Consider the following 12,733-nt stretch of genomic DNA (forward strand, 5'->3'; position numbering starts at 1 on the left):
TCTAGGATTGCTCACGTAGAGTTCGGCCGTTACTTCGAATACGCAACCACCATACTGAGGCGGGCGATGCCGTCGCCGGAGTTGTGGTAGACATGCGGGCGGTCGGCCCGCATGCGGATCGAATCGCCCGCTGCGACGGTGTACTCCTCGTTGTTGACGCGAATGGTCAGCTCTCCGTCATACACCGTGATAAACTCCTGCGTCCCGTCCGAATGCGCTTCGGCGCTCAAGTACCCGCCCTTCTCAATCTCCACCGCATACATCTCGAACCGCCTGCCGTCTTCTATCGGAAAAACCGGATACAGCCGGTACCGCCCGTTGTCCTCCAACAAGGGGTGGACTTCGCTTTTGGTGACGACGACCGTATCGGGCTGCGGGCCGTTGATCAGGGTCGTGAACGTGACCTTCAACCCGTTGGCGATCTTCCACACCGTGTTGATCGTCGGGTTGGACTCTCCCCGTTCGATTTGCCCGAGCATCGTCTTGCTGACGCCGGTCAGCTCCGCGAGCTTGTCGAGGCTGAGTTTGCGCTCGTCACGGAGGAGTTTGAGGTTTTGCGCGAGGGTGACGTTTATGTTTTCCATGCCATTCACACCTTTTTGTTGTGCTGGATAACGACCGCATTGTATAATCATAACGTACAGTTCCATACGTTAAGGCGTACATTTTGTTCAAGTATAGCATACAAAGAGGGCGAGGAAAAAACAGGATGGCAACACGGCGGATTCACTATGGCTGGATCGTCGCAGGCGTTACGTTTTTGACGCTGTTGGTCTCGGCGGGCATTCGTTCAACGCCCGGCGTGCTGATGGTGCCGCTTGAGACGCAATTCGGCTGGGAGCGCACGGCGACGACATTCCCGCTCGCGATCAACTTGGCGTTGTACGGGTTGTGCGGGCCGTTTGCGGCTGCTTTGATGGAGAAATACGGGATCAAGCGGCTGATGGTGTTGTCGCTGTTGCTCTTGGCAGTTGGCACGGGGTTGTCTGCTTGGATGCAGACTACTTGGGAATTTACGCTGCTGTGGGGCGTGATCATCGGGATCGGGACGGGGTTTACGAGCAACGTGCTCGGAGCGGTCGTGACGAACCGGTGGTTTCGAGAACGCCGCGGGCTCGTGATCGGGATTCTGACGGCGAGCGGGGCGACGGGACAGTTGGTTTTTTTACCGTTGCTGGCGAAGTTGGCGACAGACGTGAACTGGCAGTGGACGGTTTGGCTGACGTCGATTGCGGCTTTGATCGGGGTTGTGTTCGCGCTGGTGTTCATGCGGGAGAAGCCGAGTGACGCGGGCGTGCTGCCGTACGGACAAACGGAGCCGCAGGAAGAAATGGCGAAACCTTCTGTGAAGAATCCGTTCCGGGTTGCGTTTGGCGGATTGAAACTGGGGTTTCGGTCGAAGGATTTCTGGTTGCTTGCGGGGAGTTTTTTCGTATGCGGACTGTCGACGAACGGTTTGATCGGAACGCATCTGATCCCGGCGTGCATGGATCACGGGATTCCGGAAGTGACCGCTGCGAGCATGTTGGCGGTGATGGGGATCTTCGATCTGATCGGGACGACGTTCTCCGGTTGGCTTTCCGACCGGGCGGACTCGCGGCGGCTGTTGTTTTGGTATTACGGTCTGCGCGGGTTGTCCTTGGTGTTTTTGCCGTATGCGTTGGATTCGAACTTCCTCAGCATGTCGGTGTTTGTGGTTTTTTACGGGCTCGATTGGATCGCGACGGTTCCGCCGACGGTAAAGCTTTGCAACAAAGCGTTCGGCGCGCAGAGCGGCGTCGTGTACGGCTGGGTGTCGGCGTCGCATCAGCTGGGGGCTGCGACGGCGGCGTTTGGCGGCGGATTGCTGCATACGGTGCTCGGGAGTTATACGTTTGTCTTCGTGGTGGCCGGCGTGCTGTGCGTGACGGCGGCAGGGTTTGTGTTGCGGATTCGCAAAGGCAAGGATGTCGCGGTGCAACAAGCGATGTAAGGACGAATAGACGAAAGCCCTTCCGATTGGAAGGGCTTTCTGTATGCGTTCCGGGATCAGGTTCGGACTAGCAGACGTCCGTGCAAACTTCCGTCAGGCACCAGGGGCCCGTAAGGCGCTCCACCTCTACCGATTCCTGCGAGGTTTGCGCTACCTGTACGTCCAGATCGAACATCGTTTCCATCTCAATCCCTCATTTCTTTTGATTTTGTGGATTGCTAAAGGCAAGAATGTTTCGGTACGTGAGTCGGTATCAGGTTCTGACTAGCACAAGGAAGTGTCCGGCGGGCAACGGAAACCCGAAATGAGCTCTACCTCTACCGCTTCCGTGGGAGATTGCGCTACTTGTACATCCAGATCGAACATCGCTTCCATCTCAATCCCACCTCATTTCTTTTGATTTGTGGATTGCATACAACGTGTTGGATCTTTCACTGAACTTTCAACTCAAAACATTACTTCATGATTAATATATAACATGATGCAGAATAAGTGTCAAGTAATAATTTTTCGAAATTATCCGAATACAACTGCAACTCTACAAAAAAAGCCAATCACTCGGGTCGAGTGACTGGCTTTTCCGTTTTACGCTCGCACTTTGAACTTTTTGATCAGCGCATCCAATTCTTCGGCCATCTCGGTCAACGCGATGGCGGAGGAGGTGATTTCCTCCATCGAAGCTAGTTGTTCCTCACTGGAAGCGGAGACCGACTGCGTGGCGGAAGCGGTCGTGTCGGTGACTTCCTTGATCAGTTCGACGGAGGACGCCGCTTGTTGCGCGCCTGCGGACATCTGTTGCACCGAACTCGTGACTTCCGCGATTTGCCGCGAGACTTCGCGGATCTCGTTTTGAATCTGATCGAACGAAAGCCCCGCGTCATGCACAACTTCCAACCCGCGCGACACTTCTTCCGTGCCGAGTTTCATGGAAGCGACCGCATCTTGGATTTCGGCGAGGATGGTGTGGATCGTCTCGCCGATCTCATGCGCCGATTGCGTCGACTGCTCGGCGAGTTTGCGAACTTCATTCGAGACGACGGCGAATCCGCGTCCATGCTCGCCCGCCCGCGCGGCTTCGATGGCGGCGTTCAGCGCCAACAGGTTGGTCTGGGCGGCGATGCCTTCGATGGTCGAGACGATCTCCCCGATGTTTTGCGCGTGCGTCTCCAGGTTTTCGATGATCGCGGACGACCCGTTGACCGACTGGCTGATGGACTTCATTTGCTCCACCGTCTTGTGAATCGACCGGTTGCCTTCCTCTGCGGCACGCGACGCGCGCTGTGCCGTTTGCGAAACCGTCTCGGAGCGGGCTGCGATCTGCGAGGCGCCGGCAGCCAGAGCGCGGACGATGTGATCGGTTTCATCGGTGCTTTGGACTTGCTTGTCCGTTCCTTCCGCCAACTCTTGCATGGTGACGGCGGTATGTTCGGCAGCTTGTGACGACTGTTCCGCGCTGGCGGTCAGCTGTTCGGCGGAGGCCGCCATCTGCGAAGAGGTTTCTTCGACGCTGGTAATGACCGTGCGCAGAGAGTCGATCATGGTGTTGACGCTCGCTCCCAGTTGGCCGATGTCATCGTTGGCTTTCAGTTTGACGGGTTTGACCGTCAGATCGCCTTGCGAAACTTTTTGCACCACGTCGACGATCGACTGCAAGGGTTTGGTGGAAACTCTCACCAAAATGATGGCGGCGATTCCGATCAGGGCCGACAGGATGGAGATGATGTTCACCCATAAAAACTGCGTGTGGTCGAGGTTTACGCTTTGGATTGTATGTTCTGTAATTCGTTTCTCAGCGTCTTGCCTGAGCGCTTTCAAGTCGTCTTCGAAGGCGAAAAAGGGAACTGCTTCCCCTTCGTAGACAGCCCGTTGCGCGTCCTCGTGATGGTTGGTGTTGTTGTCTTGGGCTTTGTGTATGATCTTCAGGTACTCGTTGACGTCGTGTATGGCTTTGTTCACGTGCTCTCGTTCGGCAGGGGTCAGCGTGATTTTGTTCAAGTTCCCCAGAGCGGTGTTCATCGCCACTTCCGCGTCTTTGTAGGCTTGGATGGTTTGATCGACCAGTTTCTGATCCCCGAACCGATTCTCCCCGACGCCGAGCCCGACCAAGAAAATCGAGTTGTCATCCAGCGTGAGAAAATGCACGTACGCGTCTTGGACGTTTTGCTGGAATTTCAAGTCCGTGGCGTTCATTTCCTCAATGATCTTGCTGGATTTCGAGTTCATGAAATAGGAGACCCCGCCCGAGACCAGGCTGAATGCCACCATGATGCTTCCTAAGAGCGTCATCTTGGTCGCAAGGCGCGTCTTTCTGATTGATCCCTTGGCTGCTTTCGTAACTCCCAACCGATTCTGCCCCCTCTTCCTCCCCGGTCCTGAACGATCGGAGAGTAAACATGTGGTTGACTGACTAAGTAGTACAAACTATAGAGAGCTTCAATTTATCTTAAATATACCAATCCATGTCAGTTTTTGTCGACTGGAAGTTTCTTACAGTTGGAGAATTGGGTGGGGGGTCTAATGAGCACAAAACCAAAAACCTATTTCGATCTTGAGGAACGCCAAAGTTTCTGGGAAGCTATTCATGAACAGCCGCCTGAATCGGGTCAATCTCAACGGCTGCGACGACATCGTAACCAGCTGGTTCAAACCCCAAAGACATCCCTCCAGCACCAGATAGGTCTATTGCTTTTGGTCTAGTCATTCGCATACCTTCCTAACCTTTCTACAAGGCGATACTCCACCCAATCGCGCTTACTCCCTCACCGTTATTCTCACCTGTGCATAAAACCCTTGCCAGCTATGCGTCATCCCTTGCTTTTGAAAATCTGCGTTCCGCTCGACGTTTGAATCATCTGCGCGATGTTCACGTTTTTTCCGTTGCTGTTTCGGCTTTGTCTTTTCCTGCTCCACAATTTTCCCCACCGTCACCTACCCCCTCACGTTCCGATCCACTCTTTGCGCAATGCAAAAATGTCTCTCAGTTCTTGATTCGACATCTCGGTAATCCAATTCTCACCGCTGCCTACAATTTGCTTGCTCAGACCTTGCTTGCGTTCGATCATCTCATCAATCCGCTCTTCCAGCGTCCCAAGCGTCACGAATTTGTGCACTTGCACGTCTCTCGTCTGCCCGATCCGAAAGGCGCGGTCTGTCGCTTGATCCTCGACGGCAGGGTTCCACCAGCGATCAAAATGAAACACATGGTTGGCGGCGGTCAAGTTCAATCCGGTTCCTCCTGCTTTTAGCGAGAGGATAAAAACCCCGGCGGACGCAGCGTTCTTCTCGGTCGACGACTCTTGAAACTGATCCACGAGCCGATCCCGCTTCGCCTTCGGGATACCTCCATGCAAAAACAACACCGGCTCGCGCAATTTCCGCTCCAGCATCTGTTGCAACAGGTTCCCCATCTCTACGTATTGTGTAAAAATGAGGCATTTGTCACCCTCACTGCGTACTTCCTCCACAAGCTCCAACAAGCGAACCACTTTGTTGGAACGCTGCTCGGCATTCGAAGTGATTTCCTCCTTCAACAGCAACGTCGGATGATCACAGATTTGTTTGAGCTTCGTCAACGCGCCTAAGATCAGTCCTTTTTTCGCCATGCCTTCCGCCGTTTGCAGCTTTTCAAACAGCTCCTGCACGACATGTTCATACAACGCCCCTTGTTCCACCGTTAACGAAACATACGTCTTCATCTCATTCTTCTCCGGCAGATCCAACTGGATGGCGGGGTCTTTTTTCACCCTGCGCAACAAAAACGGACGAATCAGCATCTGAATCTGTGCAATCCGTTGCGTGTCGTTGTTCTTTTCAATCGGGTTGACGTACGATTTCGTAAACGCTGACAGGCTGCCGAGATACCCAGGATTCAGAAAATCCAGGATCGACCACAACTCGGTCAATCGGTTCTCAATCGGTGTCCCTGTCAACGCGATTCGATGATTGGCTTCCAATTGACGAAGCGCCTTCCGGTGCTTCGTATGGGTATTTTTAATCGTTTGCGCTTCATCGAGGCAAATCGCATCCCACTTGACTCTTTCCAAGTCTTCTTGATCCAGATGGGCAAGCGTATAAGAGGTGATAACCAGATCAGCGTCCCTTACCGTTTCCAAAAAAGAATCTTCTTTGGCACGCGGGGAGCCATAGTGGACATACACCCGCAGCGAGGGAGCAAATCGCTGCAGTTCTTTTTGCCAATTGCCTAGCACAGACGTCGGACACACCAGCAGGGACGGCCCCGTCGTCCCCCTCTCTCTGGAAGCGAGCAGATACGCAATGAATTGAAGGGTCTTCCCAAGCCCCATATCATCCGCCAAACAACCGCCAAGACCGTATTGACGCAAAAACAGCAGCCATGACACCCCTTCCAACTGATAACCGCGCAAGTTCGCTTGCAGCGTCGCAGGCGGTGAAATCCGCGGAATCGACGAAACCTCTTGCAAGTGATGGACGAACGCTTGCAGATAGGAGTTTAACTCCACCTCAATCTGCAAATCAGCCAACTGATCTCCCGGATCGCCGCTCTCTTTCACAGCAGCCTCGTCCGCAAGTTGCCGTGTTTCTTCCCGTTGGAGTCCCAGCCAGTGCAGTTCTAACACGTCGCGCAAGGAGAGTCCATTGTTTTTCTGTACACGGCGAGCGGTCGACATCACTTGGTTGAGAAACTGTTGATCCAGTTGAATCCAGCGTCCTCGTATCGAGATCAACCGCTTTTTCTCAGCCACGATACGGGCAAATTCCGCTTCCGTCAGCTCCATGTCCCCCACCACAACACGCCAGTCAAACTGCACGATTTGATCCAATCCAAACAACGACTGCTTGGAGGAACCTACGGTCGATCTGACCTTGGCTTTCAAACGCGGTGTACGAGAACGTAGTTCTTCCCACCAAGCAGGCACGAGGACGGAACATCCCGCCTGCATCAATTTGGGGCTTTCCTGCTCCATGAAGGCTAACGCTTGTTCATCATCGAGTTCCGCCTTGGGTTGCTCCGCCCGCTCTTCTGACTGGAGCCATGGGATGATCTGCAGGAGTTTCGTTACTTCTTGCTTCGTGCGAGGCACCCAGTAAGGCTGCCAATGAACAGGTACGTCTCCTTCGACGGGAGTTCCCAACAGATCCGTTTCCACAACCAGACTTGGATTCTCCAGATCCTGCACGAGAAAACGCAAGTGCCAGAGATCGTGTTCTGCGTTGGGTTCCATCAGTTGCACAGACAAGCGAAACGGAACGTCATCTCGCTTCCATCCAATCCGCACAAGCCACTCTTCTTCCTTCATCCACTCCGTCGCTTGAGCATTCGAAAGCGATGCCGAGACCGTGTCCAAGATTGGGTTTTCATCCAACACCCTCTGCAAAGCTGCCGTTATTTCGGGTTCTCGTTGAGAGAGATCAAGGACTACCTGATCAAACCATTCGTTCCAATAGGAGACCTCCTCCCTGAGACTCTCCTGTACCGGAATCTGCGAAGCCGCCTCTCCCGTAGAAGGCAACCGCAACTGCCATCCCAAGCGCCCTGATTTCCAGCATTCATAGGAAGGAACAAACCACCCCTGCGAGAGGGCGGTTACGTACACGTGAGCGATCTGTTGCAACTTCATCAGCCCTTCCTCCCACTGAAGCGATACATGCAACGAAGGGCGTGGCGTCGTTAGAAACGAAACGGCCGTATAGGGGGAGAGAAGGAGTCCGGGACGTTCCTCCCGATGTGCCGATTCAATTCGGGTTCCGTAAAACGAGCGGGAATCCCAAGCGAAGAGAAGGGACTTCAGTCGCCGAGCGGGATACGAACGTCCGGTCTCATCTGTTGCAAAGAGAAATAGTTCTCCTGTTGTCAGTCGTGTGCCCTGCAACACCAGTACGCTTTGTGCCATCATGGGAGTAACTTTCCTTTCTCCAGTTCTTCTTGGAACGCACGATACCGCTTGTACGTGACGCTGAGGATTTCGATATAGCGCTCCCAACGGCGCTCTTCTTTGAGTTTTTTATAATGAGTTTTCAGTTTTTTCAAGAGCTTGACCGCCCTCTTGTAGGAGTCGCGGTTTTTTTCAAGAATGTGCTTCTCCGCCGCTTGATGATAGAGCGGCAATAGCAGGCGGCGGTCCTGCGCTTCGACTTGCTTCAGATCACCCGCGTGCAACTCCATCGGGGACGTTTCTGTAAAGAGATGCAAGTCCACCCATTGCTGAAATTTTCCTCGTTCCATCAGGTAGCGGGCATAGTTGACAGCACTGTCAGGCAACAAGTCCACGAGGGTTTGCTCCCAGTCGTTGTCATAGGCTGGGTTGTTCTGCCCGACGATCTCCCAATACTGGAGGTAGCTCATCAGCACATCACGAGTAGCCGACTGAATTCGCGGTTTCAGCCAGGTGAGCCATGCAACCATTCGGCTCCACTCTTCATCGTTTAAGAACATTTGCAGGTGCGGGAAACACCACGTCAAATCTGGAGCGTGAAGCGTGCTTGCCAGTTCCATCGCTTGCTGGTCGCGGCCAAATTGGATCTCAAAATACAACAGTGCCTTGATTACTCCATCACGCCCAAACGCTGAGAGCTGCGGTTTGGGAAGTTCTGCACGCAAGCGTTGCATCTCCTCACGCATCCACTCCCCAACGAGGAGCAGTCGATTCCAGAGAAACCCGTAGACAAGCGACCAATCGGTGATCGTTTCTTCATCGTGAAACGCGTTTTGAACCAGATAGTCCTTCGTGCTCAGCACGAAAGGTTCGTACTCGTCGCGGAGTTTTTCTCTGTCCAAGTGTGAAACGATCTCCACGAGTTCCGAAAACCACTCCTGCGACCTCCGGCGGTAAAACGAAAAACTGTCATAAAAGTACAGGTCTCCTCGTCTGTACTTTTCCTCGATGTGGTTCACCAAAAACAACCACACATGCAGGCGGTACATCCAACGCGTGGTGGAGTTCCACGTTTCGCAATAGGAGTCAAGCTTTGTTCTCCCTTGCAGGTACAGTGAATCGAAGGAGGTAGCGGTTCGCAATCCCTTCTCGTTCACTTGCGTCTGAAAAAACTGATGCCACTCCTCGACTGAATCCGACTCTTTCGGGCCGATGCTTGCCGGTTTCGAAACTTGATTTCCCTTGCGTATCATGTTCGGGTGCAGAAACTCGATGGGGTGTTGCCCCTCATAATCGAACACTTCAAAAATAACCGCCGCCATATGTTTGCAGTAGTCATCGTACGGACATGTACAGGAACTAGCGGAGAAGTTCATAAGATTGATTCGTACACGATACGAATTCGTCCCCACCACAACGGCTTCGTATCCCATTTCTTTTTGGGTCAAGTTCCTGACCGCACGCTCTAGAAAGTAGTTCCAACCGCGCTTAAGTATCGTATTTGTAAAATAAGGGCGAATGTGGTTTGTGATATGCTCTATGTCCACCATGAACATCCTGCTTGCTCCTTCTGACGAATTCTCTGGTACTCATTAGCAATAAGTATAGCAGAGAGTGCGTCGTGACACTTCGAATCCATTCAGATCGCAAAAAAAGCGAGGAATCGTGCGCTCCTCGCTTTTACGGGTAGAGTTTTTGGTTGCTGTTGAGCATCTCGATGAACTTGTCGATTCGGGCTTGTCTCGTTTCTGCTTTTTTTGCGGTTTGAATTCGGTGGCAGAAGGAGTATTGATTCTGGCGGTTGAGTGATTCAAAAAACGCTCTGGCTCGGTCATTTTTTGCAAGTTCCGTTTGAAAGTCCTCGGGGATCGTGAAGTTGCGTTGGGATTCGTAGGCCGCGTCCCAACGTCCGTCCTCCTTGGCGGCGTTGACTTCCTTGATTCCGCTGGGTTTCATCAGGCCGGACGAGAGGAGTTGCGCGACTTTCTCGACGTTGACCTTTGACCACACGCTCTTGGGTCTTCTTGGGGTGAACTTTTGCAACCACGCGTCCGCGTCGAATGCTTTTTTCTGCCCGTCGATCCAGCCGTAGCAGAGAGCTTCTTCGAGGGCTTCGGAGTAGGAGAGGGTGGTGAGCGGGGAGTCTTTTTTTGCTAGTTTTAGCCAGACTCCTTTGGGTTGTTCATGGTGGGACTCCAACCACAGTTCCCAGTCGCTTTGCGTTGCAAACAGTAGAATCGGAATTCCGGCGAGTTCTTCCATTATTTCAGAAGTGCCGCTCGGAGATTGGTGACGCCGAATTCCAAGTAGGCTTTCAAGCAGGACAGCATGTAGACCCAGCCTTCTTTGTTATCGAGCATGGTGTTGAGAAGTTCGTCTCCGCTGCCGGTGAAGCCCTCTTCCTTGACTTCGATGATGGTGCTTTCGTTCTCTTGCTCGGTCAGTGTGATGGTGACGACGTTGCCCGCTTCTGCGGCGCCCCACTGGAAGATGATCTTTTTATGGGTATCGACTTCCAGGATTTTGATGTCTACTTGGGCATTGTATTCCTCGTAGCGCAGAGTGATCGTCTTGCCCGCTTCCCATCTTGCGGAGCTGGAGGAGAACCAGAAGTTCGCGATCTTGGACGGATCGACGAAGGCTTCGAAAACCTCGTGCGCGGGCTTGCGGATGATGAATTTGGTGAGGTTGTTCATGGGATAATCACTGCCTTTCCAACGGGGGTCAAGTTCGTATCGTTTCTATTCGCCCTTTTACGACCGGCTATTTTTTTCCGCAATGAGGCGGTAAAACAATAGGGTGGCGGTTTGTGAAAGAAGGTAGATGCAGTAGGAATAGTAGATCCTATACCCTTTATTATAATGAAAAACTCCCGCTCGCACACAGACCCATTCAAACGCAACGGAAGCCAAGGAACAACCTGCAATTAAAAAATGATCCTGATTCCTCGGACCCTGAATCGATCATAGACATAGATAAAAAAATAGCCTAATGGAGCGTAAAAAAATACACAACAAAATCCATAATCGTATACGTCGGCCCGTCAATAATGTCATACAGGTCGAAAATATGACCGCCAATCGAATTGTCGAGCACGCAGGCCACCGTAGAGCTAAAAAGCAACAACAGACACGTTACAGATCGCGGAAAACGTTTCGGAAGCACGTACATCAATCCATAGAAAACAGCGAGGCATCCCAGCAAAAAACAATCGTTCAAATCGAATGCGCCTTCGTCAAAGGGCATGTAGCCGCTCATCTTTGTCTGCACATCCTTTCGAAGCCCTGTACTGCGAGAAGGGTAAGAAAAAACAAAATCAATCGGTACCCTACCAGTGCCGGCAACTGCCAACTCCCCGTATAGGTGATCAAATTCAAATAGCGGGAGAGGAAATCGAGAGCCCCTACCACGCAGAGAGAGATCAAAAGAAGCGTTGTTTTTTTGCGCAAATCGGTTTGATGTAAAGAGGCATTGAGTACGAGAGCCAACAGAGCGGGGATGATGAAGCTTTGATACAGCGAAAAGGAGACGTACCGCGCAGCATCTCTTGTTAGCAAGTACATATGAATGGGGTCGGAAAGCAAGTATGCGATGTTTGTATTCACGAAGCTCAGAAACAAAAACACGAAACTGAGATGTTGGATGGACACCCGTTTGGGCAGCATGAATAAGATTCCGACAACGAACCAACTCAAGGCCAAGTAGAAGGAGATGATCATTTTGAGGACTCCTGACTCGTGCGTTTCCGTTTTCCTTGTTATGAGAATTAACGAAATTAGTTATGCGCCCCGGTATGAAACAAAAAATGCCCTCCCGATTAAGAAGGCGACAACATGATCCTGCACAAGCTGGTCATCGCTGCTGACTTGGATGCGCGACATGATCTCCACACCTGTCCAGGAATTCTCGGGTCTCCCCGCCGCCCTCGCCTTCATCGCCCTGGTAGATGACGCCGATGCCATGGCCCATTGGGAGTACGGCTCGTAGTAATGGAGACGGTACTCGCAACCGTTGAGGAGCAGATGTGGTCTGTGAGGTCATTTTTGCCGCTACTGTTCCTTCTCTTCTAGAGAGGGAGTTTAAGCGAACGGTGCTCGTGGCGAAGCAGGAGTGGTTGCGCGGTGTATTCGCCGATCTGGAATCGGGGAAGCTTGCGTTGCATGAGAAATGGCTCCGGGAGATGTCCTCTAAGCTGGATGTGCCGGAGAAAGGGAAGTCTTTGTTGGGAAGAATCGAGTAGGAGGGGGTGGTTAACCCCCGTCCTCTCACACCACCGTACGTACCGTTCGGTATANAATCGAGTAGGAGGGGGTGGTTAACCCCCGTCCTCTCACACCACCGTACGTACCGTTCGGTATACGGCGGTTCATGTTGTGGAACGAAGTGCATCAAATCGGTCGACTAAACTTTTCAGCCCTTATGCCCGCCAGTAGGCGAGACCGAGGGCTTTTTTTATTTGAGGTGAGTTTGCGAGCCGCCAAGCTCCCTTACGGGAACCACTAATGAGGGATGCCCAATCCTTCGAAATCCCAAGATTTATTAGATTTTGGCGTTTCGTCCTTGGCTTCTTCCATTGCTTCAACAAACACATTCTGAGCCTTCTGCGTGTCCATTCGTCCAAGGGTTGGAAGGTACTTCTGGTTTCTGCCACCCTGAAGTACCTGCTCCATCCCTGAAGATAAGTGTTCAACATTTGAAGTCTCTTTTCCATGGACTGACTTTTGCTCCGGCTTGTCAGAATCCGCACTTTGTCTTTGAATCGCTCGATGGTTTTTGGAGCAAGTCGAAGACGTGAGTCTTTGTGATGGGTGAAGGAAAAGCCAAGAAACTTACGTTTCCAAGGACGGTCTACCGCACTCTTCCCCTTGTTCACTTTTAGTTTGAGCCGTTTTTCTACAAACTGCGT

The 12,733-nt window shown here is 52.3% G+C and carries 15 protein-coding genes and 1 pseudogene; 2 read left to right on the forward strand and 14 right to left on the reverse strand.

The features are described 5' to 3' along the window. Positions 1-29: 29 nt before the first annotated feature. Positions 30-584 (reverse strand): helix-turn-helix domain-containing protein, encoded by a 555-nt coding sequence (locus tag EL26_RS13025; RefSeq protein ID WP_038089463.1) that lies wholly within the window; start codon positions 582-584, stop codon positions 30-32. 125 nt (positions 585-709) lie between these two features. Between EL26_RS13025 and EL26_RS13030 the strand changes: the two genes are divergently transcribed. Then, positions 710-1,972, forward strand: a complete 1,263-nt coding sequence (locus EL26_RS13030) for an MFS transporter (RefSeq protein ID WP_038089466.1) — start codon at positions 710-712, stop codon at positions 1,970-1,972. A 67-nt stretch (positions 1,973-2,039) separates the two neighbouring features. Here the strand turns inward: EL26_RS13030 and EL26_RS26695 are convergent, their stop codons facing one another. The 12 genes and pseudogenes from EL26_RS26695 to EL26_RS13065 all read right to left on the reverse strand — a co-directional run bounded on the left by EL26_RS26695 (position 2,040) and on the right by EL26_RS13065 (position 11,546). Then, positions 2,040-2,156, reverse strand: a complete 117-nt coding sequence (locus EL26_RS26695) for an FDLD family class I lanthipeptide (protein ID WP_193789836.1) — start codon at positions 2,154-2,156, stop codon at positions 2,040-2,042. A gap of 80 nt (positions 2,157-2,236) precedes the next feature. Beyond that, positions 2,237-2,347: an FDLD family class I lanthipeptide gene (locus tag EL26_RS26700; RefSeq protein WP_193789837.1), complete on the reverse strand. Its 111-nt coding sequence runs from the start codon at positions 2,345-2,347 to the stop codon at positions 2,237-2,239. A gap of 210 nt (positions 2,348-2,557) precedes the next feature. Next, positions 2,558-4,315 carry a methyl-accepting chemotaxis protein gene (locus EL26_RS13035; RefSeq protein WP_081857183.1) on the reverse strand — a complete coding sequence of 586 codons (1,758 nt, stop codon included), beginning with the start codon at positions 4,313-4,315 and terminating at the stop codon, positions 2,558-2,560. Positions 4,316-4,547: 232 nt separating this feature from the next. Further along, positions 4,548-4,679, reverse strand: a complete 132-nt coding sequence (locus EL26_RS26705; protein ID WP_420802064.1) for a DNA cytosine methyltransferase — start codon at positions 4,677-4,679, stop codon at positions 4,548-4,550. A 44-nt stretch (positions 4,680-4,723) separates the two neighbouring features. Beyond that, a complete protein-coding gene (locus EL26_RS25520; RefSeq protein ID WP_161780723.1) occupies positions 4,724-4,894 on the reverse strand; it encodes a hypothetical protein in 171 nt (56 codons plus the stop codon). Between the two features lie 14 nt (positions 4,895-4,908). After that, a complete protein-coding gene (locus EL26_RS13040; protein WP_238546109.1) occupies positions 4,909-7,572 on the reverse strand; it encodes a DEAD/DEAH box helicase in 2,664 nt (887 codons plus the stop codon). A 272-nt stretch (positions 7,573-7,844) separates the two neighbouring features. Beyond that, the gene (locus tag EL26_RS13045) at positions 7,845-9,128 is read right to left on the reverse strand and encodes a hypothetical protein (protein WP_238546110.1); all 1,284 of its coding nucleotides are present in this window, start codon (positions 9,126-9,128) and stop codon (positions 7,845-7,847) included. Between the two features lie 15 nt (positions 9,129-9,143). Then, positions 9,144-9,383 (reverse strand): annotated as a pseudogene (locus tag EL26_RS26710) (SWIM zinc finger family protein); the annotation flags it as partial. Between the two features lie 124 nt (positions 9,384-9,507). After that, entirely contained in the window at positions 9,508-10,089 is a 582-nt protein-coding gene (locus EL26_RS13050; protein ID WP_038089474.1) for a YdeI/OmpD-associated family protein, read from the reverse strand. Then, positions 10,089-10,523, reverse strand: a complete 435-nt coding sequence (locus EL26_RS13055) for an SRPBCC family protein (protein WP_038089477.1) — start codon at positions 10,521-10,523, stop codon at positions 10,089-10,091. Before EL26_RS13055 ends, EL26_RS13050 begins: the two co-directional genes overlap by 1 nt. 292 nt (positions 10,524-10,815) lie before the next feature. Then, entirely contained in the window at positions 10,816-11,085 is a 270-nt protein-coding gene (locus EL26_RS13060) for a hypothetical protein (RefSeq protein ID WP_038089480.1), read from the reverse strand. Continuing rightward, positions 11,082-11,546: a hypothetical protein gene (locus EL26_RS13065; protein WP_038089483.1), complete on the reverse strand. Its 465-nt coding sequence runs from the start codon at positions 11,544-11,546 to the stop codon at positions 11,082-11,084. The genes EL26_RS13060 and EL26_RS13065 overlap by 4 nt, the downstream gene beginning before the upstream one ends. A 371-nt stretch (positions 11,547-11,917) precedes the next feature. Here EL26_RS13065 and EL26_RS25525 point away from each other — a divergent pair, with 371 nt between their 5' ends. Then, the gene (locus EL26_RS25525) at positions 11,918-12,067 is read left to right on the forward strand and encodes a hypothetical protein (protein ID WP_161780725.1); all 150 of its coding nucleotides are present in this window, start codon (positions 11,918-11,920) and stop codon (positions 12,065-12,067) included. Between the two features lie 177 nt (positions 12,068-12,244). Here the strand turns inward: EL26_RS25525 and EL26_RS24595 are convergent. Beyond that, on the reverse strand, positions 12,245-12,733 hold a 489-nt coding region (locus tag EL26_RS24595), incomplete at its 5' end, for a group II intron maturase-specific domain-containing protein (RefSeq protein ID WP_274518883.1).

The organism is Tumebacillus flagellatus (genome assembly GCF_000714935.1).
Classification (GTDB): domain Bacteria; phylum Bacillota; class Bacilli; order Tumebacillales; family Tumebacillaceae; genus Tumebacillus; species Tumebacillus flagellatus.